The 25,659-nt window shown below is 69.1% G+C and carries 25 protein-coding genes and 1 other RNA gene; 17 read left to right on the forward strand and 9 right to left on the reverse strand.

Translation table 11 applies throughout. The annotated features are described in order from the left end of the window. Positions 1-111: 111 nt before the first annotated feature. From AX750_RS11685 to AX750_RS27150, 4 genes are all read right to left on the reverse strand, one after another. Complete coding sequence (locus AX750_RS11685) at positions 112-696, reverse strand: 5-formyltetrahydrofolate cyclo-ligase (protein WP_066726254.1); 585 nt, start codon at positions 694-696, stop codon at positions 112-114. A gap of 7 nt (positions 697-703) precedes the next feature. Beyond that, positions 704-861: non-coding RNA, 6S RNA (gene ssrS, locus AX750_RS11690), on the reverse strand. 80 nt (positions 862-941) lie between these two features. Beyond that, positions 942-1,310: a cell division protein ZapA gene (locus AX750_RS11695; RefSeq protein WP_066726253.1), complete on the reverse strand. Its 369-nt coding sequence runs from the start codon at positions 1,308-1,310 to the stop codon at positions 942-944. A 12-nt stretch (positions 1,311-1,322) separates the two neighbouring features. Continuing rightward, positions 1,323-1,706: a DUF4164 domain-containing protein gene (locus AX750_RS27150; protein ID WP_348626276.1), complete on the reverse strand. Its 384-nt coding sequence runs from the start codon at positions 1,704-1,706 to the stop codon at positions 1,323-1,325. A 334-nt stretch (positions 1,707-2,040) separates the two neighbouring features. Here AX750_RS27150 and tkt point away from each other — a divergent pair, with 334 nt between their 5' ends. The 5 genes from tkt to fba all read left to right on the forward strand — a co-directional run bounded on the left by tkt (position 2,041) and on the right by fba (position 8,561). After that, positions 2,041-4,038 (forward strand): transketolase, encoded by a 1,998-nt coding sequence (gene tkt, locus AX750_RS11705; protein WP_066726251.1) that lies wholly within the window; start codon positions 2,041-2,043, stop codon positions 4,036-4,038. A gap of 181 nt (positions 4,039-4,219) precedes the next feature. Then, entirely contained in the window at positions 4,220-5,230 is a 1,011-nt protein-coding gene (gap, locus tag AX750_RS11710; protein WP_066726246.1) for a type I glyceraldehyde-3-phosphate dehydrogenase, read from the forward strand. Between the two features lie 71 nt (positions 5,231-5,301). Beyond that, the gene (locus AX750_RS11715; protein WP_156446687.1) at positions 5,302-5,763 is read left to right on the forward strand and encodes a hypothetical protein; all 462 of its coding nucleotides are present in this window, start codon (positions 5,302-5,304) and stop codon (positions 5,761-5,763) included. Then, positions 5,760-6,953, forward strand: coding sequence for a phosphoglycerate kinase (locus AX750_RS11720; RefSeq protein WP_066726240.1), 1,194 nt, complete (start codon positions 5,760-5,762; stop codon positions 6,951-6,953). The genes AX750_RS11715 and AX750_RS11720 overlap by 4 nt, the downstream gene beginning before the upstream one ends. 531 nt (positions 6,954-7,484) lie before the next feature. Next, positions 7,485-8,561, forward strand: a complete 1,077-nt coding sequence (gene fba / locus AX750_RS11725; protein WP_066726237.1) for a class II fructose-bisphosphate aldolase — start codon at positions 7,485-7,487, stop codon at positions 8,559-8,561. A 201-nt stretch (positions 8,562-8,762) separates the two neighbouring features. Here the strand turns inward: fba and AX750_RS11730 are convergent, their stop codons facing one another. Further along, the gene (locus AX750_RS11730) at positions 8,763-10,766 is read right to left on the reverse strand and encodes a PhoX family phosphatase (protein WP_066726234.1); all 2,004 of its coding nucleotides are present in this window, start codon (positions 10,764-10,766) and stop codon (positions 8,763-8,765) included. Between the two features lie 166 nt (positions 10,767-10,932). On the opposite strand from AX750_RS11730, the gene AX750_RS11735 reads away from it, so the two are divergent. From AX750_RS11735 to AX750_RS11775, 9 genes are all read left to right on the forward strand, one after another. Next, positions 10,933-12,087 carry a benzoate/H(+) symporter BenE family transporter gene (locus AX750_RS11735; protein ID WP_066726231.1) on the forward strand — a complete coding sequence of 385 codons (1,155 nt, stop codon included), beginning with the start codon at positions 10,933-10,935 and terminating at the stop codon, positions 12,085-12,087. Then, complete coding sequence (locus AX750_RS11740) at positions 12,084-12,737, forward strand: thiamine phosphate synthase (RefSeq protein ID WP_082732886.1); 654 nt, start codon at positions 12,084-12,086, stop codon at positions 12,735-12,737. Before AX750_RS11735 ends, AX750_RS11740 begins: the two co-directional genes overlap by 4 nt. Then, positions 12,734-13,657: a tetratricopeptide repeat protein gene (locus AX750_RS11745; protein WP_066726228.1), complete on the forward strand. Its 924-nt coding sequence runs from the start codon at positions 12,734-12,736 to the stop codon at positions 13,655-13,657. The genes AX750_RS11740 and AX750_RS11745 overlap by 4 nt, the downstream gene beginning before the upstream one ends. A gap of 142 nt (positions 13,658-13,799) precedes the next feature. Continuing rightward, on the forward strand, positions 13,800-14,585 hold the full coding sequence (locus AX750_RS11750; RefSeq protein WP_066726225.1) for an inositol monophosphatase family protein: 786 nt from the start codon (positions 13,800-13,802) through the stop codon (positions 14,583-14,585). 154 nt (positions 14,586-14,739) lie between these two features. Beyond that, positions 14,740-15,720, forward strand: coding sequence for a flagellar motor protein MotA (locus AX750_RS11755; protein WP_066726381.1), 981 nt, complete (start codon positions 14,740-14,742; stop codon positions 15,718-15,720). A gap of 5 nt (positions 15,721-15,725) precedes the next feature. Further along, complete coding sequence (locus tag AX750_RS11760; RefSeq protein ID WP_066726223.1) at positions 15,726-16,742, forward strand: peptidoglycan -binding protein; 1,017 nt, start codon at positions 15,726-15,728, stop codon at positions 16,740-16,742. 5 nt (positions 16,743-16,747) lie between these two features. Beyond that, positions 16,748-17,065, forward strand: coding sequence for a c-type cytochrome (locus AX750_RS11765; RefSeq protein ID WP_245282376.1), 318 nt, complete (start codon positions 16,748-16,750; stop codon positions 17,063-17,065). Positions 17,066-17,087: 22 nt separating this feature from the next. Beyond that, a complete protein-coding gene (locus AX750_RS11770) occupies positions 17,088-17,936 on the forward strand; it encodes a DUF1989 domain-containing protein (protein ID WP_066726222.1) in 849 nt (282 codons plus the stop codon). Positions 17,937-18,024: 88 nt separating this feature from the next. Further along, positions 18,025-18,441, forward strand: a complete 417-nt coding sequence (locus AX750_RS11775) for a DUF1036 domain-containing protein (RefSeq protein WP_197426727.1) — start codon at positions 18,025-18,027, stop codon at positions 18,439-18,441. A 26-nt stretch (positions 18,442-18,467) separates the two neighbouring features. On the opposite strand, the gene AX750_RS11780 is transcribed toward AX750_RS11775, so the two are convergent. Beyond that, a complete protein-coding gene (locus AX750_RS11780) occupies positions 18,468-20,195 on the reverse strand; it encodes an ABC transporter transmembrane domain-containing protein (RefSeq protein WP_066726375.1) in 1,728 nt (575 codons plus the stop codon). A gap of 199 nt (positions 20,196-20,394) precedes the next feature. Here AX750_RS11780 and rpmE point away from each other — a divergent pair, with 199 nt between their 5' ends. Continuing rightward, complete coding sequence (gene rpmE / locus AX750_RS11785) at positions 20,395-20,631, forward strand: 50S ribosomal protein L31 (RefSeq protein WP_066726217.1); 237 nt, start codon at positions 20,395-20,397, stop codon at positions 20,629-20,631. Positions 20,632-20,747: 116 nt separating this feature from the next. Here rpmE and AX750_RS11790 read toward each other — a convergent pair whose 3' ends face one another. Both AX750_RS11790 and AX750_RS11795 read right to left on the reverse strand, forming a co-directional pair. After that, a complete protein-coding gene (locus AX750_RS11790; RefSeq protein WP_066726215.1) occupies positions 20,748-21,275 on the reverse strand; it encodes a DUF1465 family protein in 528 nt (175 codons plus the stop codon). A 292-nt stretch (positions 21,276-21,567) separates the two neighbouring features. Next, positions 21,568-21,768: a DUF1192 domain-containing protein gene (locus tag AX750_RS11795; RefSeq protein ID WP_066726213.1), complete on the reverse strand. Its 201-nt coding sequence runs from the start codon at positions 21,766-21,768 to the stop codon at positions 21,568-21,570. A gap of 249 nt (positions 21,769-22,017) precedes the next feature. On the opposite strand from AX750_RS11795, the gene AX750_RS11800 reads away from it, so the two are divergent. Together AX750_RS11800 and AX750_RS11805 are read left to right on the forward strand one after the other, a co-directional pair. Continuing rightward, entirely contained in the window at positions 22,018-22,743 is a 726-nt protein-coding gene (locus AX750_RS11800) for a cell cycle transcriptional regulator TrcR (protein ID WP_066726211.1), read from the forward strand. Positions 22,744-22,790: 47 nt separating this feature from the next. Beyond that, positions 22,791-23,675 (forward strand): MBL fold metallo-hydrolase, encoded by an 885-nt coding sequence (locus AX750_RS11805; RefSeq protein ID WP_066726208.1) that lies wholly within the window; start codon positions 22,791-22,793, stop codon positions 23,673-23,675. A gap of 25 nt (positions 23,676-23,700) precedes the next feature. Here the strand turns inward: AX750_RS11805 and AX750_RS11810 are convergent, their stop codons facing one another. After that, positions 23,701-25,611, reverse strand: a complete 1,911-nt coding sequence (locus tag AX750_RS11810; protein ID WP_066726206.1) for a propionyl-CoA synthetase — start codon at positions 25,609-25,611, stop codon at positions 23,701-23,703. Positions 25,612-25,659 lie beyond the last annotated feature (48 nt).

Here is a 25,659-nt window from a genome sequence, read left to right on the forward strand (position 1 = left end):
ATGGGCTCAGGAATGGATCCCGGATCGTCGCCGGTACTCGGCTTGTCCGGGATGACATCGCCGGGGCCTAAGAGCTGAAGCGACAGAACCAGAACCTGAGCCCAGACGCGCTCACCCGCAGCGGATCGTCTCGCGCTCGGTCACGATCCAGTCGAGGCGCCGGTCATGCGGCTCGTCCGGCACGGTGTCGATCTCCTGCGCGCCATAGGCGATGCCGATGCTCGTGACAGGGCCGATTTCGGCGAGCTTGGCGTCGTAATGCCCCTTGCCGTAGCCGATCCGGTAGCCGCGCCGGTCGAAGGCCGCGAGCGGCACGATCAGGATGGCGGGGACGACTTCGGGCTGGGCCGGGTCCGGCACCAGCGTGCCGAAGCCGCCGGGCACGATCGGCTTATAGGGCGCCCAGCGCCGGAAGATCATCCGCTTCGCAACGATGGCGGGCAGACAGAGCGGCAGGCCGCGCTCATGCAGCGCCTCGAGGACCGGCCTCGGATCGGCCTCCGATCGCATCGGCCAATAGGCCGAGACGGGACCTTCGGCCGCGTCGAACGCTGGCAGGGCGAGCACGCCTTCAGTGATCGCCTCGTCCCAGATCAGGCGGTCGTCGATCTCGAGCGCATCGCGCCGGGCGAGCGCCTGCTCGCGGAGGGCCGCCTTGCGGACAGCGGGGTCGGGCGGGGAAGGCATGTCGGTCATGGGAGAGTGCTGAGCCACCTCGGCCGTGGAGATTTCGATCCCGGGACACCTACTAAAGTAGGTGGGCGCCGTGTGTCCGGGTCCAGGGACCTGGTCAGGGACAGCTCCCTAGGGAGTCGTATGGGCCCGGGAATACAGTTTCTCGCACGCACCAGGCAGCCCAGCTTTGCCAATGTAGGGGGGACGCCGGCAAAGCGCCAGTGCCATGCGGGGTTCGCAGCGAAACCATGCACCGCTGGCGCCGGTCACCCTTGCGGGCTCGGCAGCAGGCTACGCGCGACCGCCTCGATCCGCTCGGCCGCGCCGACGAGCGCCTCCGCCGCCCGCTCCTCGACCTCGCCGATGCGTTCGTCGGCAGCACCGGCATCGCCCTGCAGCGCGGCCAGTTCCGCCTCCAGCCGCGCCACGCGCCGCTGCAGTTCCGAGGCCTCGTCGGCGACCATCAGCGCCGCCATGACGTGCAGACGCATGTCGCCGATCTCGCCGAAGGCCTGGCGCATCTCCTGGATCTTGCCGTCGAGGGACCGGGCGAGCGCCTCGAGGTGAGGCTCCTCCCCGTCCCCGCAGGCCATTCGGTAGGCCTTGCCGGCGATGGTGACGTTGACTTGCGGCATAACGCTCTCCGCTCAATCGTCCCGGCCGCCGGCGCCGGCCGGAGCCGGCTCCCGATAGGCTGGACCGGGTTGCGCATCCTCGTCGTCGTCGCCGGGTTCGTCGGTCTGCGCCTCGGCATCGACCCTGGCCCGCTCGATCACGGCACCGATGACATTCATCGCGCGCTGCAGCCGCTGGTCGACATCAGCGGCCGCGGTCTCGACATCGCCGAGACGCGCCGTTGCGCCATCGAGTTCAGCAGCTAGGCGCGCCCGGTCGTCCTGCATCAGCGCCAGTTCGGTTTCGAGATTGGCACGGCCGCGTTCGGCCTCGATGCGGCGGCGGGCCGCCGCCTCCAGCTGTGCCAGGGCGCCGTCCAGCCGCGCCAGGGCCTTGTCCACCATCAGGCTCGCCACCGAGGCTCTCCCTTCTGATCGAAGCCGGCTCACACGATTCGGACCCTAGACCAACTCGCACGAAAACGTGAATCGGCCGGGGCGGGATGCCTCTCCTTCGCAAGGGCTTGGGCGCAATTGTTGTCGCCGCATCGCAGCGAAACCACGTCGCAGCGCAACAAAATCCGGGACCGCGAAACCCCTCTCGCGAATTGACTCGCACCGAGCCCGCGGCCTAAGCCGGGCCACCATTCGTGACCGGAGCGCGGTCGGAAATCGGGCCGTCCCGGGTCCGCCGCCCGCGCATGAGGTGGGGCCATGGCCCCGCCCTCGCCAGACGGAGCCAGGAAGCACCATGACCACGATCGACCGTGCCCAGCACGACAAGCTCGCCAACGCCATTCGCGGGCTCGCCATGGACGGCGTCGAGAAGGCCAAGTCCGGCCATCCCGGCCTGCCGATGGGCGCCGCCGACGTCGCCACCGTGCTGTTCACGCGCGTGATGAAGTATGACGCGGCCGATCCGCGCTGGCCCGACCGCGACCGCTTCGTGCTCTCCGCCGGCCACGGGTCGATGCTGCTCTATGCCCTGCTCTATCTCACCGGCGTGCCGGGGATGGAACTCGACGACCTGAAGAAGTTCCGCCAGCTCGAGTCGAAGACACCCGGTCACCCCGAGAACTTCATGACCCTCGGCGTCGAGACCACCACCGGCCCGCTCGGCCAGGGTCTCGCCACCGCCGTCGGCATGGCGATGGCCGAGCGCATGCTCGCCGCCGAATTCGGCAAGAAGGTCGTCGACCACCACACCTATGTTCTGGCCTCCGACGGCGACCTGATGGAGGGCATCAGCCAGGAGGCGATCGCGCTGGCCGGCCACCAGAAGCTGAACAAGCTGATCGTGCTGTGGGACGACAACGGCATCTCGATCGACGGCCCGCTCTCGATCACCGACAATGTCGACCAGGTCGCGCGCTTCAAGGCCTGCGGCTGGCGCGCCGAGCGCGTCGATGGGCATGACCCCGACGCCATCGAGGCCGCGATCCAGCGCGCCCGCAAGTCCGGCAAGCCGACGATGATCGCCTGCAAGACGATCATCGGCTTCGGCGCGCCGAAGAAGCAGGGCACGTCCAAGGCGCATGGCGAGGCGCTCGGCGCCGAGGAACTGGAGGCCGCCAAGAAGAACCTCGGCATCACCGGCGGCGCCTTCGAGGTCGCGGCCGATGTGCTGAAGGCCTGGCGCGAGGCCGGCAAGGCCGGCGCCAACGAGCATGCCAACTGGCGCAGCCGTTTCGGCCTGCTCTCCGAGCGCAAGCGCGCCGAGTTCGAGCGCCGCCTCGCCCATGGCGTGCCGGCCAAGCTCGGCAAGGCGATCCTCGCCCACAAGAAGGCGCTGATTGCCGCGCCGCAGGCGGTCGCCACCCGCAAGGCCTCGGAGCTGGCGCTCGAGGCCATCACCCCGGTCATGCCGGAGCTGGTGATGGGCTCGGCCGACCTGACCCCCTCCAACAACACCCGCACCAAGGCGGCCGAGGACTTCACGCCCCGGACGCCCAAGGGCCGCTATGTCCGCTACGGCATCCGCGAGCACGGCATGGCCGCGGCGATGAACGGCATCACCCTGCATGGCGGCTTCCGCACCGGCGGCGGCACATTCCTGGTCTTCGCCGACTATGCCCGCCCCTCGATGCGGCTCGCCGCGCTGATGGGCCTGCCGGTCGTCTACGTCATGACGCATGACTCGATCGGCCTCGGCGAGGACGGGCCGACTCATCAGCCGGTCGAGCAGATCGCCTCGCTGCGGGCCATGCCGAACATGCATGTCTTCCGCCCGGCCGACACGATCGAGACGGCCGAAGCCTGGCAGTTCGCGCTCGAGAACACCAAGGGCCCGACCGTTCTGGCCCTCTCCCGCCAGAACCTGCCGCAGCTGCGCACCGACGCCACCGCCACCAACCGCTCGGCCAAGGGCGGCTACGAGCTGCTGGCCGCCGAAGGCGGCAAGGCGCAGGTCTCGCTCTTCGCCTCGGGCTCCGAGGTCGAGATCGCGGTCGCGGCCCGCAAGCTCCTGGCCGAGAAGGGCGTGCGCGCCCGTGTCGTCTCGGTCCCCTCGCTCGAGCTGCTGCTGGCGCAGGACGAGGCCACCCAGGCCGCGATCATCGGCTCCGCCCCGATCAAGATCGCCGTCGAAGCCGGCGTCCGCTTCGGCTGGGATGCCGTCATCGGCCATGACGGCACCTTCGTCGGCATGTCCTCCTTCGGCGCCAGCGGGCCCTACAAGGAGGTCTACAAGCATTTCGGCATCACGCCGGAGGCGGTCGCCGAGGCGGCGATGAAGCGCCACAACGGCTGAGGCATCGTCGCAGCGGGCGTGCCGGGGCACACAGGCAGGGCGCGGCCCGCTGTCGCGCGATCGCATCACTGTCCGCGCGCGCCGTCATCACGGTTTTTCACTTGCGTTCGGCCACGCTTTGGCCGAATTGCCCGCGTGAATGGCGCGCCAGCGCCTTGGTTCGGCGAATGAGAGGTTTGAGATGACGATCAAGGTGGCGATCAACGGCTTCGGCCGCATCGGGCGCAACGTCCTGCGCGCGATCATCGAGTCGAAGCGCAAGGACATCGAGGTCGTCGCGATCAACGACCTCGGCCCCGTCGAGACCAACGCCCATCTCTTCCGCTTCGACAGCGTCCATGGCCGCTTCCCCGGCCAGGTGATCGTCTCCGGCGACACGATCGATGTCGGCCGCGGCCCGATCAAGGTCACCGCCGTGCGCGATCCCAAGGAGCTGCCGCACAAGGCGCTGGGCGTCGACATCGCGCTGGAATGCACCGGCATCTTCACCACCAAGGAGAAGGCCGCGGCCCATCTCGCCGCCGGCGCCAAGCGCGTCCTCGTCTCGGCCCCCTGCGACGGCGCCGATCTGACGGTGGTCTACGGCGTCAATCACACGGCGCTGTCGGCCGAGCATCTCGTCGTCTCGAACGCCTCCTGCACGACCAACTGCCTCGCGCCGGTCGTGCGCGTGCTGCAGGACACAGTCGGCATCGACAAGGGCTTCATGACCACGATCCATGCCTATACCGGCGACCAGCCGACGCTGGACACCATGCACAAGGATCTCTACCGCGGCCGCGCCGCCGCCATGTCGATGATCCCGACCTCGACCGGCGCCGCCAAGGCAATCGGCCTCGTCATTCCCGAGCTCAAGGGCCGTCTCGACGGCACCTCGATCCGCGTGCCGACGCCCAACGTCTCGGTCGTCGACTTCAAGTTCATCTCCAAGCGCAAGACCACCGTCGAGAAGATCAACGAGGCCATCCTCAAGGCGAGCCGCCGCGGCCCGCTCAAGGGCATCCTCGGCGTGACAGACCAGCCGAACGTCTCGATCGACTTCAACCACGACCCGCACTCATCGACCTTCGCCCTCGACCAGACCAAGGTCATGGACGACAAGTTCGTGCGCGTGCTGTCCTGGTACGACAACGAGTGGGGCTTCTCGAACCGCATGAGCGACACCGCCGTCGCCATGGGCAAGCTCCTCTGACGTGACATGACCGACGGGGCCGCGCGGAAACGATGCGGCCCCGCTTCCTTCTCGAAACGAACGGAACGACCATGGCCAAGATCGAGCCGACCGTCGCCTCGCCCGCCGACACCGCGATGCCGACGACCGTCACGCCCGCCCCGAGCTATGGCGCGCCCGTGAACATCGGTTCCTCCATGACGGCCGGCGACGCCGCTCCCGTCACAGAACCGCGCCAGCTCGACCAGCTCTCCCGCATCGAGGAGAAGGCCGCGCGCATCGAGGAGAAGTTCGCCCGCTACGAGGCCGTGCTGACCCGCGCCGAGGCCTCGCTCGAGCGCAGCGCCCACAAGGTCGATGCCGCCGCCGGCACGATGGACTTCGCCGCCATCCGCGGCGAGATAGCCGCCCTGCGCTCGCGCATCGACGCCACGCCGCGCGCCGGCACGCTCTTCACCACCGCGATCGTCACCGCCCTGCTGACGGTGGCGCTGACCGTTCTGGTGCTGCGCTTCGGCGTGCCTGGCCTGTTCGGGAGCCTGCTCGTTCGATGACCGCCTTCAAGACCCTCGACGACGCCGATCTCGCCGGCAGACGCGCCCTCGTCCGCGTCGATCTCAACGTCCCGATGGAGGACGGCAAGGTCACCGACACCACCCGCATCGACCGCATCCTGCCGACCATCCGCGAGATCGCCGCTAAGGGCGCCAAGGTCGTGCTGCTCGCCCATTTCGGCCGCCCCAAGGGCCCCGACGCCAAGAACAGCCTGAAGCAGGTCGTGCCCGCCCTGGCCCATGCGCTCGGCCAGCCCGTAACCTTCGTGCAGGACTGCATCGGCGACGACGTCGCCAAGGCTCTCGCGGCCGCGAAGAACGGCGATGTGCTGCTGCTGGAGAACACCCGCTTCCACGCCGGCGACGAAAAGAACGACCCCGATTTCGTCAGGGCACTCGCCGCCAACGGCGATCTCTATGTCAACGATGCCTTCTCGGCCGCGCACCGTGCCCACGCTTCGACCGAAGGCCTCGCCCATGTCCTGCCGGCCTATGCCGGCCGCACCATGCAGGCCGAGCTGGAGGCGCTCTCCGCCGGCCTCGACAACCCCGCCCGCCCGGTCATGGCGATCGTCGGCGGGGCCAAGGTCTCGACCAAACTCGACCTGCTCGGCAATCTCGTGAAGAAGGTCGATGTCCTCGCCATCGGCGGCGGCATGGCCAACACCTTCCTCGCCGCGCGCGGCATCGATGTCGGCAAGTCGCTCTGCGAGCATGACCTCGTCGCCACCGCCCGCGAGATCGAGGACAAGGCGAAAGCCGCCGGCTGCGAGATCCTGCTGCCGGTCGATGCGCTGGTCGCGCGCGAGTTCAAGGCCAATCCCGGCCATCGCGTCGTGAAGATCGGCGAGGTCGCGGCCGAGGAGATGATCCTCGACGCCGGCCCGATGAGCGTCGCCGAGGTCGTGCTGAAGCTCGACACGGTGAAGACGCTCGTCTGGAACGGACCGTTCGGCGCCTTCGAGCTGCCGCCCTTCGACACGGCGACCGTCACCGTCGCGAAGGCGGCCGCCGCGCGCGTCAAGGCCGGCCAGCTCGTCGCGGTCGCCGGCGGCGGCGACACCGTCTCCGCCATGAACCATGCCGGCGTGGCCGACGACCTGACCTATGTCTCCACCGCCGGCGGTGCCTTCCTGGAATGGATGGAAGGCAAGCCGCTGCCAGGGGTGGAAGCGCTGCGGAAGGGCTGAGAAAGCCATCTCCTCAGCCCTCATCCTGAGGAGCGCTCCGCAGGAGCGCGTCTCGAAGGATGCTCCAGTTGGCGCTGAACTTCGCGTGCCTCGGCACGGTCCCTTAGGAAACCGGCTTGCGGCCAATGGGGCCGGTGCTACGCTCTGTCCATGGGCGACGCGAATGAAATCGGCGAAGACCGCCTGAGAAGCGCGATCCGGACGGAGGTCGCCTCAATCAGGCGAAGGGCGCGTTCGCGTGCAGTCACTGGCTCGCCGGACGAGGCGAGAGCGCGGACCTTGTTGCGAAGGCAAGCTTGGTCGCTGTCGTTGCGGGAACGCAGAGCAGAACTAACCGCGATGGAGGCCGAGATTGATCGGATGCTCCGGCTGGACGATCGCTTCTCCGCATGGCTGCGCAAGCGGCGGGACTGAGCCTAAGGTGCTAGCCCGCGGACGCTGAATCCGGCCTCCGATCGCCGCTTTGGCTTTGCCATCCGGCAAGCGGCGCACTACATCCTCCCCTATCCATGCCTCAAGGGGAGTGCCAACGTGGCCCGTATCACGCTTCGCCAACTGCTCGACCATGCCGCCGAGAACGACTACGGCGTGCCCGCCTTCAACATCAACAACATGGAGCAGGCGCTGGCGATCATGGCGGCCGCGGACGCCACCGACGCCCCGGTCATCATCCAGGCCTCGCGCGGCGCGCGCTCTTACGCCAACGACATCATGCTCAAGCACATGATGGATGCGGTCACCGAGATCTACCCGCACATCCCCGTCTGCGTGCATCTCGACCACGGCAACGAGCCGGCGACCTGCATGACCGCGATCCAGGCCGGCTTCACCTCGGTGATGATGGACGGCTCGCTCAAGGCCGACGGCAAGACTCCGGGCGACTGGGACTACAATGTCGGCGTGACCCGCACCGTGACGGAGATGGCCCATCTCGGCGGCATCTCCGTCGAGGGCGAGCTCGGCGTGCTCGGCTCGCTGGAATCCGGCGAGGGCGAGAAGGAGGACGGCCACGGCTTCGAGGGCAAGCTCTCCCACGACCAGCTCCTGACCAATCCGGACGAGGCGGTGAAATTCGTCGCCGAGACCAAGGTCGATGCGCTCGCCATCGCCATGGGCACCTCGCATGGCGCCTACAAATTCACCCGCAAGCCCGATGGCGCGATCCTGGCGATGCATGTCATCGAGGAGATCCACAAGAAGCTGCCGAGCATGCACCTCGTCATGCACGGCTCCTCCTCTGTGCCGCAGGACCTCCAGGACATCATCAACCAGTATGGCGGCAAGATGCCCCAGACCTGGGGTGTGCCGGTCGAGGAGATCCAGCGCGGCATCAAGCACGGCGTCCGCAAGATCAACATCGACACCGACAACCGCATGGCGATGACCGGCCAGATCCGGAAGATCCTCTCCGAGCATCCCGGCGAGTTCGACCCGCGCAAATATCTGAAGCCCGCCATGGAGGCGATGACGAAGCTCTGCAAGCAGCGCCTGCAGGAGTTCAACACCGCCGGCCAGGCCAGCAAGATCAAGCGCGTGCTCACCACCGCCGAGATGGCCAAGCGCTACGCCAAGGGCGAGCTCGACCCGACCTTCGGCAAGGCGGGCTGAGGCCAAGCCACAGCCGTCATTGCGAGCGCAGCGAAGCGATCCAGACCGGCGCGCATCCCTCGGATTGCTTAGTCGCTGACGCTCCTCGTGATGACGGTCCAGGCGCTCCCGCGAAAACGCCCCTACAAAAACGCCCGGCAATTTGCCGGGCGTTTCTGTGTGAAGGCATGGTCGGCTCAAGCCCGACCATGACGCTTGCGATCAAACGCCGATCTTGCCGCCGCCCTTCTTGGTGATCGCCACCACCGAGGGCCGCACCGGCATGTCCGGCTTGAAGTCCGGCCAACGGGTCGAGAGATCCTCGTAATAGGAGCGGCGGCCGAAGGCGGGCCAGTCCGGGCCGTCGTCCCCGGGGTGCTGCACGGCCACGAAGGCCGTAGTGTCGTCCGGCGTGAAGCAGGGGCCGCAGAGTTCGGCGCCATGCGGCACGCGGTAGAACAGCTTCGAGGTCCGGCGCGCGCCGCCCTCCGTGTCGACCGCCCAGAGCCCGTCGGTGCGTCCGGTTACATCGGGACCGTTGCCGTCGGTCGCGACCCAGAGCCGCCCGGCCGAGTCCACCACCGCATTGTCGGGCATGCCGAACCAGCCGCTCTTGGTCGTGTCGGTCGAGAAGGTCGCCCCGACCGCCGCGACCGAAGGATCGCCGCATTTCAGCAGGATCTCCCAGCGCCCCTTCGTGGCGGTGTGGTCGCCGCCCTCCTCGATGATCTCGATGATGTGGCCGAAGGCGTTCTTCGCCCGCGGATTGGCCGCATCGACCTGCTCGTCCTTGCGGCTCGAATTGTTGGTCAGCATCACATAGACCTTGCCGGTCACCGGATTGGGTGTGATGTCCTCGGGCCGATCCATCTTGGTGGCGCCGAGCAGGTCGCCGGCGCGGCGGGTCTCGATCAGCACATCGGCCTGGCTCTGGAAGCCGTTGGCCGCCGTCAGCGGGCCCTGCCCGAAGACCAGCGGCAGCCATTCCACCGTGCCGTCCGCCGCGAACTTCGCGACATGGAGCGTGCCGGTATCGAGCAGGTCCAGATTGGCCGCGCGGTTATTGGCGTCAAAGCGGCCCGCCGTGACGAATTTGTAGACATAGTCGAAGCGCTCGTCGTCGCCGAGATAGGCCACGACGCGGCCGTCCTTCGCCACGATCATGTCGGCGCCTTCATGCTTGAAGCGGCCGAGCGCCGAGCGCTTCTTCGGCACGGAGGTCGGATCGAACGGATCGACCTCGATCACCCAGCCGAAGCGGTTGGCCTCGTTGGGCTCCTTCGCCAGGTCGAAGCGCTCCTCGAACCGGCCCCAGGCATAGGGCGAGGACGGGATGGCAAGGCGCTTGTAGTTCGCCTCTTCGCGATGGCCCTCCGGCAGCTTGCCGGAGAAATAGCCGTGGAAGTTCTCCTCGCCCGACACGAAGGTGCCCCACGGCGTCATCGCGCCCGAGCAGTTGTTGAGCGTGCCCAGCACCTTGCGGCCGCTGGCATCGGCCCCGGTCCTGACGCGGTCGGTTCCCGCGACGGGGCCCGAGAGCTGCATCTCGGTGGCGACCGTGATGCGGCGGTTGTACTTGGAATCCTTCACCAGCGCCCATTTGCCGTCGGTGCGGCGGATTTCCGCGACGGTCGCGCCATGCGCCATCGCCTCGATCTTGAAGCGCTCGGGCGTCGCGTTCTTGAGGACCGGCTTGCCGTCCTTCATCTCGACCACGCCCGGGAACATCAGATGCGGGTTGGTGTATTCGTGATTGACGAAGAGCACGCCATGGGCGGACGGGTCCGCCGCGCCGGGCATCGGCAGATAGCCGACGAAGTCGTTGTTGTAGCCAAATTGCTGGGCCTGAGCCTCCGGCGTCTGCTTCGCCGGGTCGAAGGGGGGGGCTCCGGGGGTGATCGGGTCGCCCCAGCGCAGCAGGACCTGCGCGTCATAGCCCTCGGCGACGTGATGATCGGCATCGACGCCGGCCTCGACCTCCTTGAAGGCGAAGGCGGATTTCGCAGCCTGCGCCTGCGCCCGCTCGGCCGTCTCCAGCGCCAGCGTGCCGACGGTCGCCGAGATCGCCGAGACGGCGAGCGCGCCCTTCAGCAGGCCGCGGCGCGAGAAGCGCTGGGAGATCAACTCGCCCATCGTGGCGTTGTCGGTCGGATTCTGCGGCGCGGCGTCTTCATGCTCCAGAAGGCTGGCGCCGAAGGTCGATTCGTAGGGGCTGTCCTGGCTCATGGGTCCTGATCCCGGTGACATGCGCAGATTGGCATTGGAACAGATCGAGGCCTATCCGGCGAGGGTGACGCTGCGGTGACGACGGCGTCGGGCGGCCCTGCGCGGCCGGCCCTTCCGGCGCACCGCATATTCTGGTTCAAGGAGCCCCCGCCGCCGCAGAACCCGCATGTCCCTCCTGTTCTCAGCCCTCGTCGCCGTCTTTGTCGGCTTCGCCGCCTCGGTCGCCGTCGTGCTGGCGGCGGCGCAGGCGCTCGGCGCGACGCCGGCGCAGACCGTCTCCTGGATTGCGGGCCTGGCCCTGGCCAAGGGAGCGGCGAGCCTCTGGCTCTCCTGGCGCCACCGCCTGCCGATCATCTGCGCCTGGTCGACGCCGGGCGCCGCCCTCATCGCGGCCAGCAGCGGGCTCGACATGGCAGCCGCCATCGGCGCCTTCCTGCTCGCCGCGGCGCTGATGATGCTGACCGCCGCCTTCCGCCCGCTCGGCGCGCTGATCGAGAAGATCCCGATGCCGATCGCCGCCGCCATGCTGGCCGGCGTGATCTTCCGCTTCGTCGTGGCGGTCTTCGACGAGGCGCGGGTCTCGCCCGGCCTCGTCCTGCCGCTGCTGGCGGTCTTCCTGCTGGCGCGGCTGGTCAATCCCTTCCTGTGCGTCATCGCCGCGCTCGGCGTCGGCATCGCGGTCAGCTTCGCCACGGGGCTCGCCGCCTGGCCCACCGGCAGGCTCGCCCTCACCGGCCTCGAATTCGTCACACCGCGCTTCGATACCGCCGCCATGCTCGGCATCGGCATCCCGCTCTATCTCGTCACCATGGCGGCGCAGAACCTGCCCGGCTTCGCCGTGCTGCGCGCCGCCGGCTACCAGCCCCCCGTGCCGGCCTGCCTTTTCGTCACCGGCCTCACCTCCTTCCTCACCGCGCCCTTCGGCGCGCATATGGTCAACATGGCCGCGATCAGCGCCTCGATCTGCACCGGCCCCGACACCCATCCCGATCCGACGCAGCGCTGGAAGGCGGGCATCCTCTACGGCCTGCTCTGGCTCGCCATCGCCGCGACGGCCGGGCTGCTGCTCGCCCTCATCCTCGCCATGCCCAAGGCGCTGATCGTGGCGGTCGCCGGCCTCGGCCTCGTCGGCTCGCTGACGGGCGCCCTCACCCAGGCCACCGCCTCGGACGCGCATCGCTTCGCCGCCATCATCGCCTTCGCGGTGGCGGCCTCGAGCCTGACGCTGTTCGGCGTCGGCTCGGCCTTCTGGAGCCTCGTTGCCGGCCTCGGAGTCTTGACATTGGACGCCATCGCGGGCCGTTTGCGCGCAAGATCATGACCACGACCTCTCCCCCCACCCGCCTGATGCTCGTCACCCCGCCCGTGGCGGATGCCGAGGCGATGGCCTTCCGCCTGATGCAGGCCCAGGCCGGCGGCGATCTCGCCGCGGTGCTGCTGCAACTCGCCCCCGGCGACGAGCGCAGCCGGATCGAGCGCGTCAAGCGCCTCGCCGGCCCGGTCCAGGGCGCCAATGTCGCGCTCGTCGTCGCCGATTCCGCGCTCGTCGCGACGAGGGGCGGCGCCGACGGCGTCCATCTCGCCGGTGGGCCCGAGGCGATCGCCGAGGCGCGCTCGAGCCTCAAGGGCGAGCGCATCATCGGCGCCGGCGGGCTGCGCGCCCGCCACGACGCCATGGATGTCGGCGAGGCCGGCGTCGACTACGTCATGTTCGGCGAGCCGCGCCCGGACGGCTCCATGCCGCCACTGCCGGCCGTGATCGAGCGCGCCGGCTGGTGGGCCGAGATCTTCGAGACGCCCTGCGTCGCCTATGCGCCCGATCCGGACTCCGTCGCAGCCCTTGCCGAGACCGGCGCCGAATTCGTCGCGCTCGGCGCATGGGCCTTCGAGGAGGGCCGCGACCTGCGGGCCCTCGTCGCCGAGGCGAATGCGGCCATCGCCGCCTGCGCCGCGCGGAAGGCGGCGCGATGACAGGCCTGCGCCGGGCCCTCGCCGGGCTGTGGCTGGCCGGCCTCTCCTTCGCATCGCCGGCCGCCGCGGCCGAGCGTGACCTCGCCTATGGCGCCTATCAGACCGGCCACTACCGGCGCGCGCTCTCCGAGGCGCTCAAGCGCATCGAGGTGGACAGCAAGGACGCCGCGGCGATGACGCTGGTCGGCGAGATCTACCGCCAGGGCCTGGGCGTGCGACCGGACCAGAAGGTCGCCTCCGAATGGTATGAGCGCGCCGCCGAGCGCGGGGACGTCAACGCCGTCTACGCGCTCGCCATCGCCCTGCTCGATGACGCGAGTGGCCGGCGCGATCCCGCCCGGGCCGGCGCGCTGCTGAAACGTGCCGCCGCGGCGGGCCACCCCGCCGCCAACTACAACCTCGCCCTCGCTTTGCTGGCGACAGGCCAGCCGACCGATGAGGCCGAGGCCATCCGCAGCCTCGAGATCGCCGCGAGAGGCGGCATCCCCGACGCGCTCCATGCGCTGGCGACGCTGGCGCGGCAGGGCCGCGGCATGCCGAAAAGCGACGAGCAGGCGGCCCGCTGGATGGCACAGGCCGCCAACGCCGGTCATCTCCCGGCCGAGATCGAATATGCCATCATGCTGTTCAACGGCACCGGCGTCGCCTCCGACGAGGCCGCGGCGGCGCAACTCTTTCTGAGGGCGGCGGGCAAGGGCAATCCGATCGCGCAGAACCGCATCGCGCGGCTCTACCAGAGCGGACGCGGCATTCCCCCCGACTCGATCGAGGCGGCCGCCTGGCACCTCGCAGCACGCGCGAAGGGGCTGGACGACCCGGCCCTGGAGCAGCTCTTCGACCGGCTGAACCCGGAACAGCAGGCCCGCGCCGCCCGCCTCGCCGCCAGCCGGATCGAGGGCGCGGCCTTGACGGCGCCGTAACGGGCGAGCAAGGGACCGGGCGAGTTTCCCGAAGCCCTGCCGCGAGCGCCCGACGCGCCCCGAAGCCGGGCCCGCTGTCTGAACCGGATCCTGTCAAGCCGGGGTCCCACTGCTGCGCCGAACGGCGCGAACGAGGTTACCGATGATCCGCTCTCCCCTGATGACCGTGATGACCGACGCCGTGATGAAGGCGTCGCGTTCGCTGAAGCGCGACTTCGGCGAGGTCGAGAACCTGCAGGTCCTCGCCAAGGGTCCGGGCGACTTCGTCTCCAAGGCCGACCACAAGGCCGAGGAGATCCTGCGCGCCTCGCTCGAGAAGGCCCGGCCCGGCTATGGCTTCGTCATGGAGGAGAGCGGCGTCGTCCAGGGGACGGACGAGAGCAATCGCTGGCACATCGACCCGCTCGACGGCACCCATAACTTCCTGCGCGGCGTGCCGCACTGGAACATCTCGGTGGCGCTGGAGCGCGACAACCAGTTCGTCGCCGGCGTGATCTACGACGCCGCCAAGGACGAGCTCTTCATCGCCGAGAAGGGCAAGGGCGCCTATGTCAACAACCGGCGCATGCGCGTCTCGGGCCGTCGCGAGCCGAGCGAGATGCTCGTCGGCATGGGCGTTCCGCATATCGGCAAGGGCGGCCATCCGCTCTTCCTGCGCGAACTCGGCGCGGTGATGACCCGCTTCTCCAATGTCCGCCGGATGGGCTGCGCCGCCCTCGACATCGCCTATGTCGCCGCCGGCCGCTTCGACGCCTATTGGGAGCGCGAGCTCAACACCTGGGACTTCGCGGCCGGGGCCGTGATGATCCGCGAGGCGGGCGGCACCTTCGGCACGCTCGACGGCAAGCAGCCGACCATGGCCCGCGACATCATCTGCGGCAACGAGATCGGCGAGCAGGCCCTGCGCGCCGCGCTCAAGACGGTCTGAGCCGCGCAACCTCGCGGCCACAGCCGCGGCTTTGGTCATATCCCCTTGATCTTTCGCGCTTGATCATCGCGGCACGGGAAGCGACAGTCCCCCCGTGACGATGGCGAACGGATGATTAAGCATGGCGACTGAGGATCTGGCGGCCGAACGCGACATGGCCGCGCCCCCGCGGGAGGAGACGCGGTTCTCGCGCCCGCTGCGCTATGTCGTCCGCGCCCTCGTCTTCCTCGCGCTGATCGGCTTCCTCGGCTTCATCCTCCAGGGCGGCCTGATCACCGCCTTCATGACCAATCCGGGCCTGAACGGCCTGATCCTCGGCTCGCTCCTCGTCGGCGTCCTGATCGCGCTCCGCGAACTCTGGCGCCTCCATGCCGAGGCGCGCGCCGCCACCCGCCTCGCCGCGGCTCCCGCCGCCGCGGAGATCCGCCGCGGCGAGGTCATCGCGCCGCTCGGCCCGGTGCTGCCGGCGCTCGAGGCCCGCAGCCTCGCCCCCGCCCAGGCGGCGACCGTGCTCGAATCGATCGCGGTGCGGCTCGACGATGGCCGCGAGGTGCTGCGCTATCTGGCAGGCCTGCTCGTCTTCCTCGGCCTGCTCGGCACCTTCTGGGGCCTGCTCGACACGGTCTCCTCCGTCGGCAACGTCATCAAGAGCCTGCGCACCGGCGCGGAAGCCGGCGTGCTGTTCGACGAACTCAAGGCCGGCCTCGCCGCGCCCCTCGCCGGCATGGGCCTGTCCTTCTCCTCCTCGCTCTTCGGCATCGCCGGCTCGCTGATCCTCGGCTTCCTCGAATTGCAGGTCGCGCAGGCCCAGCGCCGCTTCCGTAACGAGATGGAAAGCTGGCTCGGCACGCGCACGGCGGCCGCGGGCGCTGCGCCGGGTCTGCGCTCGCTGACGGGCGACCCGCTGGCCGACAGGCTGGACCGGCTCGGCGCCGCCATGGCCGAGAGCGGCGCCAACAACCGCGCCGCGACCCAGGCGCTCGCCAGCCTCGCCGAGGGCATCCAGGGCCTCGTCCAGCACATGCGCTCCGAGCAGCAGCTCATCCGTGACTGGGTGGAAGCGCAGGCGGCCCGCGAGAAGGACATGAAGCGCCTGCTCGAGCGCCTCACCGCCGACAATGTGATGGAGCCCTGACGGCGATGGCCCTCTCCCGCTCCCACCGCCGCGACGAGGTCAATTTCTGGCCGGGCTTCGTCGACGCACTCTCGACGATGCTGATCGGCATCGTCTTCCTGCTCTCCGTCTTCGTGCTCGGGCAGTTCTTCCTGTCGCAGGAGCTGACCGGCAAGGACACGGCGCTGGAGCGGCTGAACCGGCAGATCTCGGAGCTGACCGACCTGCTCGCCCTCGAGCGCTCCTCGAACCGCCAGGCCCAGGAGAACCTGCAGCTCCTGCAATCCTCGCTGACGCGCGAGCAGGCCGAGCGCGGCCGTATCCAGGATCTGCTGGCCGCCCAGCCCGGCAACCAGGCCGCCCAGCTCGGCGAGGCGCAAAAGGCGCTCGAAGCCGAAAAGCAGCTCTCGGCCCGCGCCCAGGCCACCGTCGATCTCGTCAACCAGCAGATCCTCGCCATGCGCCGCCAGCTCGCGGCGCTGGAGGAGGCGCTCAGCGCCTCCGAGGCCAAGGACAAGGAAGCGCAGGCCCGCATCGCCGAGCTCGGCTCGCGGCTCAACGTGGCGCTGGCCCAGCGCGTCCAGGAGCTGGCGCGGTACCGCTCGGACTTCTTCGGCCGCCTGCGCCAGGTGCTCGGCACGCGGCCCGACATCCGCGTCGTCGGCGACCGCTTCGTCTTCCAGTCCGAGGTCTTCTTCGATGCCGGCCAGGCCGTGCTGAAGCCGGAGGGGCGTGGCGAGCTCGACAAGCTCGGCGCCATCATCGCCGATCTCGGCCGCGAGATGCCGCCCGACCTGCCCTGGATCCTGCGTGTCGACGGCCACACCGACAACCGGCCGATCCGCTCGCCGCAATTCCCCTCGAACTGGCACCTCTCGGCGGCCCGCGCCATCGCGGTCGTTGAATATCTCGTGACGAAGGGCATCCCGGCCGACCGCATCGCCGCCACCGGCTTCGGCGAGTTCCAGCCGCTCGACGTCGCCAACACCGACGATGCCTGGCGGCGCAACCGCCGCATCGAGTTCAAGATCACCGAGCGGTGAGACGCGTGAGGCAGGATCGGGCACTGGCCTGGGGGGCCGCCATCGTGCTCGCGGCCACGGTCGCAGCCGCCGGCGCGGCCCTCGCCGAACCGCGCGGCTCGGTGATCGAGGAATGCGCCGCCTGCCATGGGCTCGACGGCATCGCCCGCGACACCGAGGTGCCGCATCTCGCCGGCCAGAACGAGCGCTATCTCTTCAATCAGATGATGGCGTTCCGGAGCGGCAAGCGCACCCACAAGGAGATGCGCTACATGGCCCGCCATATGAGCGGTCAGGAGATCGCGGCGCTCGCCGCCTATTACGCCGCGCTGCCGCCCCGCTGACCACCGCCGACCGGAGCCCGCCATGCTGCCCGCCGAGCCTGCCGACGCCGCCGCCCGCCGCTCCCGACCGCTGACCATCTGCTACCCTGTCGAGAGCCTGCCGAAGCCCGACATGGCGATGCTCGGCCGCGCCCGACAGGATCTCACGAAGATCGAGGAGGTCGTGGTCGCACCCCGCGACGCCGAGGCCTTCCGCGTGCAGGCCGGCCAGTTCTTCCGCATCGTCGGCGTCGACGGACCTCAGGTCGGCGATCTCAACCTCTGGAACGCGCACGACCTCTCCGAGCGGTTCTTCAGCGGCAAGACCCGCCAGCTTCATGCCACCCATGTCTCGACCGGCGACCGGCTCTGGAGCAGCCTGCCGGCCCTGCGGCCGCTCGCGACGATCACCCACGACACCCTCGCCTGGTACGGGATCGACGCCGATGGCGGGGCCGTGCATGACGTGATCGGGACGCGCTGCGACCCCTACACCAACCGCCTCCTCTCGGGCGGCGACTATCACCAGTGCTGCCATTCCAACCTGACGCGCGCGCTGGCGAAGGCCAAGGGCCTGCCCGTGACGGAGGCCGAGCGGCATGTCCACGACGTGCTCAACGTCTTCATGTGCACCGGCTTCACCCGCGGCACGCATCAATACTTCATGAAGGCGAGCCCGGTGCGGCCGGGCGACTACATCGAGTTCTTCGCGGAGATCGACCTGCTCGGCGCGCTCTCAGCCTGCCCGGGCGGCGATTGCAGCGCGACCCATTCGAGCGACGCCGCCGCCTGCTATCCCCTCAGGGTCGAGATCTACCGCACGGAGCCCGAACTGCTCGCCGGCTGGGCCTCCCCGCCCGCGAGCGCCTATCCGCGCACGCATGGCCTTTGACGCGACCACCGCGGCGCGAGTTGACAAGGCTGCCCTTGCGGCAGTCAGATCAGGTGACGCGATGGTTCCGCTGGGGGGCGAGATGAGAATGGCAGGATTGGCGGCGGTTGCCGCCATGGCGATGATCGGCACGCCGGTCGCCGCCCAACAGCAGCAGACCGAGATCGTCTTCTGCAACAAGACCGGCTCGAAGATCTTCACGGCTCTGGCCAATGTCCCCCAGACGACGAAAAAGTGGACGCTGACGGCCTGGCAGACGATTCCCGCCGGAAGCTGCAAGAGCGTCGCCCGGCTGAACACGGCGCTGTTTTACTACTATGCCGAGAAGGAGGGCCGGACCTATCACTGGCCGGGCCAGTCGGGCGTCGACAAGACCTTCTGCGTCCCTTCCCGCGCGATCACGCGCGAGATCGTCGGCGGCACCTGCCCGGCCGGGGAGCGCAGCGTCGGCTTCAAGGGCACCGTGCCCAACCCCGGCAAGTACACGATCAACCTGACCTCGTGAACTGAGGCGGCCGCCGGGTCCGGCGCTCAGGCCGCTTCCAGCCCGAATTGCAGCGAGGCCAGCCGCGCATAGAGCCCGCCGCGGGCCTTCAGCTCGACATGGGTGCCCTCCTCGACGACGCGGCCGTCCTCCATCACCAGGATGCGGTCGGCGGAGAGGATGGTGGCGAGGCGGTGCGCGACGACGAGCGTGGTACGCCCGCGCATCAGCCGGTCGAGCGCATCCTGAACCGCCCGCTCGCTCTCGGAATCGAGCGCGCTCGTTGCCTCGTCCAGCAGCAGGATCGGCGCGTCCTTCAGCACCGCGCGCGCGATCGCGAGACGCTGGCGCTGGCCGCCCGACAGTGTCACGCCGCGTTCGCCGACGATGGTGTCGTAGCCCTGCGGCAGATCGCGGATGAAACCGTCCGCCGCCGCCAGCCGGGCGGCGTCCTCGATCTCGGCCTGCGTCGCCTCGGGGCGCCCATAGGCGATGTTGTCGCGCACCGAGACGCCGAAGACGGTCGGCTCCTGCGGCACCAGCGCAAAGCGCTGCCGCCAGGCTTCCGGGTCGACCTGCGGCCCGGCCATGCCGTCGACGAGGACGCGCCCCGCGCTCGGATCGTAGAACCGCAGCGCCAGCTGCAGCACCGTGCTCTTGCCGGCGCCAGAGGGGCCGACCAGCGCGACGCGCTCGCCCGCCCGCACCGAGAAGGTGAGATCCGACAGCGCCTCGACGCTGCGGCCGGGATAGCTGAAGGAGACGCCCTCGAAAGCGAGTTCGCCACGCGCCGGCTGCGGCATCGGTGCCGGGTTCGGCGGCGCCGCGATGGCCGGCTTCAGGGCGAGGATCTCGCCGAGCCGCCCGGCCGCGCCGGCCGCGGCGGACACATCGCCATAGACTTCCGAGAGCTGGCCGAGCGAGCTCGCCGCCAGCACGGCATAGAGCAGGAACTGCGACAGCCGCCCGCCGGTCATGCGCCCCTCAAAGACCTCCGTCGCCCCCGTCCAGAGCACCCAGACGACGCTGGCGCTGACCAGGAAGATCGCGACGCCCGAGAGCAACGCGCGCGAGGCGGTGGCGGCACGCGAGGCGGCATAGGCCTCGTCCGAAGCCTGGCCGAAGCGCGCTGCGGTCTGCCGCGCCGCGCCGAAGGACTGCATGGTGCGGATCGCACCGACCGCCTCCGAGGCGAAGGCGGAGGCGTCGGCGAGCCGGTCCTGCGCCGCCCGGGCGCGCCGGCGCACCGAGCGCCCGGAGAACACCAGCGGCAGCACGATCAGCGGGATCGCGCCGATGACGATGGCCGAGAGCTGCGGGCTGGTCGCGATCATCAGCGAGAGCGCGCCGATGGTCATGATCGCGTTGCGCAGCGCAATCGAGGCCGTCGAGCCGAAGGTCGACTTGATCTGCGTCGTGTCGGCGGTGAGCCGCGAGACGAGGTCGCCCGCCCGGCTGGAATCGAAGAAGGCGGGCTCGAGCCGCGTCAGATGCGCGAAGACGTCGGCCCGCAGATCGGCGACGATGCGCTCGCCCACCGTCATCACGAGGTAGAAGCGCGCCGAACTCGCCAGCGCCAGCACCGCGACCACGCCGATGAGCAGCACGAAATAGCTGTTGGCGAGTTGCTGCTCGCCGCCGGAGAAGCCGACATCGATCACCCGCCGCACCGCGACCGGCAGCGCCAGCGTCGCCGCCGAGGCGATGACGAGCGCCAGCAGGGCGAGCGCGATGCGCCCGCGATATCTCAGGGCATAGGGCCAGAAGGACGCCAGGGAACGGAAATCCGGCCGTGCTTTGGTATCGTCTTTTTCGGCTGCGGGCACGCGTCTTCGTCCTGTTCTGCTTGCGCTGTCGGCCCGGCTGAGATATGTGCACGCGACTTCACGACAGGCTCATACGAATTTTTCGACGGGCCGGGCAGGCTTGCCTGCTTGTCGACCACGCCCGTTCTCGACGTTTGAGGATTTAGCCATGGCCAAGACCGGCATCCACCCCGACTACCACACCATCAAGGTCGTCATGACCAATGGCACGGAATACTTCACGCGTTCGACGCTCGGCAAGGAGGGCGACACGCTGAACCTCGACATCGACCCGACGACGCATCCGGCCTGGACCGGCGGTTCGCAGCAGATGCTCGACCGTGGCGGCCGCGTCTCGCGCTTCAACTCGCGTTTCGCCGCGATCGGCTCCCTCGGCAAGAAGTGATCTGCCGGCGGGTTCGCCCGCCTGCGCTGATTTGAATCAAGAACGGCCCGGTCTTTCGACCGGGCCGTTTCGTTTGGGCGGGTGCCGGGCGCGGCGATCGGCCGCGTGCGGAATCGTCAGAGTGCGAGGCCGAGGCGGGCCTGCAGGCTGGCGAGCTGGTCCTGGACGGGGTTGGCCTTCTCGGCCGGAGCCGGGGCGTTCATCTGGCCCTCGAGATGGCGGATGCGGGCCTGCAGCCGGAAGGAATGGGCGATCAGGTCCTGAAGCCCCTGCGGCAGGCGCTCCAGCTCGGCCGCCGTCCCGGACACGCCGGTCTCGGGGATGCGGACCTTGGCGTTTTCGGCGCGCGCCTGCTCGGCCGTCATCTCGCCCTCGGCGACGGCCCGCTGCACCAGCAGCCAGGAGGCGATCTGCATCAGCCGCGTCGTCAGGCGCATGCTCTCCGTCGCATAGCCGAGCGCGACCTCGCGCGGCAGCGCGGCCGAAGCGGTCCGGCCCTCGCCGTCGAGATAGGCCGCGGTCTGCTCGACCAGGCCCATGCCCTCGCGGAACAGCGCCATGAAGGCATCGGACTTCACGAAGCCGCGCGCGAAGGAGATCGCGCCGTCGTCGCTGGTGGTCTCGCGGATCAGCAGGTCGTTCATGGCCTTGTCTCCCATCGGCACAACGCCGTGTCCGCTTGGCACGCGTCACGGCTCATGCCGTCGATGTCGCAAGGATAGCGCCGATGGGCGGGCGCCGCGTCGGTAACGTCTGGTTAACCTTAACGCGGGTACAGACCATAAAAAAAGAGCCGCCCGAAGGCGGCTCGAAGGTCAACAGGGAGGCGTCAAACAGAGCGGGCAGGAGCCACTCGCATCCAGACAAACTGGATGATCCGATTCATACTTTGGAATCGTTAAGAGCCCCTTAACGCGGACGCCATCAGCCGCTTTTTCAGCCGGGTTTCCGAAAAAAAGCATCGGCCGCGCTGCGCGAGGCGTCCTTCTTCGCCCGCGCCTCGGTCAGCCGCTCGATCTCGGCCTTCAGTGCCGCCACGCGCAGGTCGATCTCCGCCAGCGACAGCATCGACAGATCCTGCCCGATCTCATGGACGGGCTTGGGCTTGGGGCGGTCATCATCGGAAAACAGCGACATCGGCGGCTCCTTCGGCTCGTTTGCGCCGAGGTTACCGCTCTGCCCGGCCCGGCGCCACCGGCCGGAAACACCCTGCGCCGCACCGCTTTTTCTTGGACAGGCGGGCGGGCTGAGTCTATAAGCCGGCCATCCTGTTCATCGTCGATGATTTGGATGGCCGGCCGAGGAGGCCGGTCGGCGCCCGAGAGCTATTGCCCGCGACGTTGACCCGGCCCCGCGCCGGATTCCGAGATTCCAGGAGACAGCCCCGTGTCGTTACCTCCGCTGATGCCGAAAGCCACCGCGGTCTGGCTGGTCGAGAACACGTCCCTGACCTTCGAGCAGATCGCCGAGTTCTGCAAACTTCACCCACTCGAGGTGCGCGGCATCGCCGATGGCGAGGTCGCGGCCGGCATCAAGGGGCTCGACCCGATCACCTCGGGCCAGCTCACCCGCGAGGAACTCGAGCGCGCCAGCAAGAACCCGGCCCACCACCTCAAGCTCGCCGAGCGCAAGGTGAAGGTGCCCGAGATGAAGAAGACCAAAGGCCCGCGCTACACCCCCGTCTCGAAGCGCCAGGACCGGCCCAACGCCATCCTCTGGCTCCTGCGCAACCATCCCGAGCTCAAGGACGCGCAGATCATCCGCCTGATCGGCACGACCAAGTCGACGATCGCGCAGATCCGCGACCGCACCCACTGGAACGCCCAGACGCTCTCGCCGATCGACCCGGTCAGCCTCGGCCTGTGCTCGCAGATCGACCTCGACTTCGAGGTCGGCCGCGCCGCCAAGGACCGCCCGGCCATGGTCGCCGAGATCGGCTCGACGCTGCTGCCGGCCGAGGAGACCACGGCGCCGGAGCCCACGCCGCTGAGCCAAACCTTCGCCGACATGGGCAAGCCCAAGCGCGAGGAAGAGGCGGCGATCGACGTCGATTCCGTGTTCGCCAAGCTCAAGCAGATGAAGCGTCCGGTCGACGAGGACGACGAGGCCTGAGGCGGCGGCGGCTTGCCGATGGCGGCTCGCCCTGACACCTTGCCGGCATGAGTGCCGGACTAGCCTTCACCTTTCTCGGAACCGGCGCGCCGCCTGTCAGCCTGCGGCGCGCCGGTCCCTCTCATCTCGTCGAGGCCGGCGGCTGCAAGCTGCTGATCGATTGCGGCTCGGGTGTCAGCCAGCGGCTGGTTGCGAGCGGACATCGCGGCGCCGACATCGATCTGCTGATCGTCACACACGAGCATTCCGACCATCTGGTCGACTTCTATCAGCTCGTCATCTCCTCCTGGCATCAGGGCCGCAACCGCCCCTGGCGGGTGCTGGCGCCGGCCCCTGCGCTGGCCAATCTGCGGGATCAGTACGAGGCCTTCGCGCGCGAGCGTCACCTGCGCATCGCCTTCGAGCAGCGCCCCGATGCCAGCGGCCTCGATATCGTGTTCGAAGAGTTGCAGGAGGGGCCGGTCGCCGGCCTCCAGGGCCTCTCCGTGACGGCCTTCCTGGTCGACCACAAGCCGGTCGAACCGGCCTTCGGGCTGACGCTGAGCGACGGCACGAGCCGGATCGTATTCTCCGGCGACACCCGCCTCACGCCGACGCTCGAGCAGGCCGCCGAGCACTGCGATCTGCTCGTCAGCGAAGTCTATGTCGAGAGCCAGATGCCGGTCGTCGCCGGCGTCCGCACGGCCGCCACCGTCGCAGCCGTGAAGAGCTACCACATGACGCCGCAGGTGGTCGGCGATCTGGCACGCCGGAGCGGGGCGAAAGCCCTGGCGATCACGCATATCGTGCCGCCCGCAGCCGATACGGCGCTGGTCGCTGAAGAGATTCGCGCGAGCGGCTATGCCGGTCCGCTGATCATCGGCGAGGATCTGATGCGGCTGGAATGGCCAAAGCGCCTGCTGCGATGGAACGGCGCGACCATCGGCCTCTAGCCCGACGATCCGCGCAGGGCGCGCCCTATCCCAGCCCCTTCGCCTTCAGCGCCAGCCCGATCTCGTCCAGCACCGCCGGGTCCTCGATCGTCGCCGGCATGGCGTAGTCCTCGCCATCGGCGATCTTCTTCATCGTCGCGCGCAGGATCTTGCCGGAGCGCGTCTTCGGCAGCCGCCCAACCGTCAGCGCCAGCCGGAAGGCGGCGACGGGGCCGATCTTCTCGCGCACCAGCGCCACCAGCTCGCGCTCGACGGCATCCGGGCTCTGGGTGATGCCGGATTTGAGCACGACGAAGCCGCAGGGCTGCTCGCCCTTGAGCGCGTCGCGGATGCCGACGACGGCGCATTCCGCCACCGCCGGATGCGAGGCCAGCACCTCCTCCATGCCGCCCGTCGAGAGGCGGTGGCCGGCGACGTTGATGATGTCGTCGGTGCGCCCCATGATGAAGACATAGCCGTCGGCATCGATGAAGCCGGCATCCGAGGTGTTGTAGTAGCCCGGGAAGGCCGCGAGATAGGATTCGACGAAGCGCTCGTCGGCCTGCCACAGGGTCGGCAGGGCGCAGGGCGGCAGCGGCAGCTTGATGACGATCGCGCCCATCGTGCCGGGAGGCACCGGCCGCCCGCCCTCGTCGACGCATTGCACGTCGTAGCCCGGCATCGGCACCGTCGGCGAGCCCGGCTTGACCGTGAGCAATTCAAGGCCGATCGGGTTGCCGACGATCGGCGAGCCGGTCTCGGTCTGCCACCAATGGTCGATCACCGGCACCTTCAGGATATCCTGCGCCCAGACCAGCGTGTCGGGATCGGCCCGCTCGCCGGCCAGGAACAGCGCCCGGAAATGCGAGAGATCATAGGCCGGCAGCAGCCTGGCCTCCGGATCCTCCTTGCGGATGGCGCGGAAGGCGGTGGGCGCCGTGAACAGCACGACCGCCTTGTGCTCGGCGATCAGCCGCCAGAAGGCACCGGCATCGGGCGTGCCCACCGGCTTGCCCTCGTAGAGCACCGAGGTCGCGCCCTGGATCAGTGGTGCATAGACGATGTAGCTGTGACCGACGACCCAGCCGACATCCGACGCCGTGATCATCACCTCGCCCGGCTTCACGCCGTAGAGATTGTCCATGGTCCATTTCAGCGCGACCATGTGGCCGCCATTGTCGCGCACCACACCCTTGGGCTTTCCCGTCGTGCCCGAGGTGTAGAGGATGTACAGCGGGTCGGTCGCCGCGACGGGGACGCACTCCGCCCGTCGCCCCTGCGCCTTGGCGGCCGCGACCAGCATGCGCCAGTTCTTGTCGCGGGTCGCATGCATCGAGGCCTCGGCCTGCGGCCGCTGCAGGATCAGGCAGGTCTGCGGCTTGTGCGCGGACAGGTCGATCGCCTGGTCGAGCAGCGGCTTGTATTCGACCACGCGGCTGGGCTCGATGCCGCAGGTCGCGGCCAGGATCACGCGCGGCTTGGCATCCTCGATGCGTGTCGCCAGCTCCTTCGCCGCGAAGCCGCCGAAGACGACCGAATGCACCGCGCCGATACGGGCGCAGGCCAGCATGGCGAAGGCCGCTTCCGGCACCATCGGCATGTAGAGGACGACGCGATCGCCCTTGCCGACGCCGAGATCCTGCAGCACGGCCGCGAGCGCCCCGACCTCGTCGAGCATCTGCGCATAGCTGAAGACCGCCTTGGTGCCCGTGACCGGGCTGTCATGGATCAGCGCCGGCTGCTCGCCGCGCCCGTCGCGCACATGCCGGTCGAGCGCGTTGAAGCAGGTGTTGCAGGTCGCGTCCGGGAACCAGCGCCCATAGGCGCCCTGCGAAGCGTCGAAGATGCGCTGCGGCGGCGAGATCCAGTCGATCGCCAGGGCTGCCTCCGCCCAGAACCCCTCCGGATCGGCCTGCCAGCGCCGATAGATCTCGCCATAGCGGCCCGTCTCCGTCATGGCACCCTCCCCTCGTTCTTTTTCTCGCCATCCCTTTCCAGAGGCATG

The organism is Methylobacterium sp. CCH7-A2, assembly GCF_001557075.1.
GTDB classification, from domain to species: Bacteria; Pseudomonadota; Alphaproteobacteria; order Rhizobiales; family Beijerinckiaceae; genus Allobosea; species Allobosea massiliensis.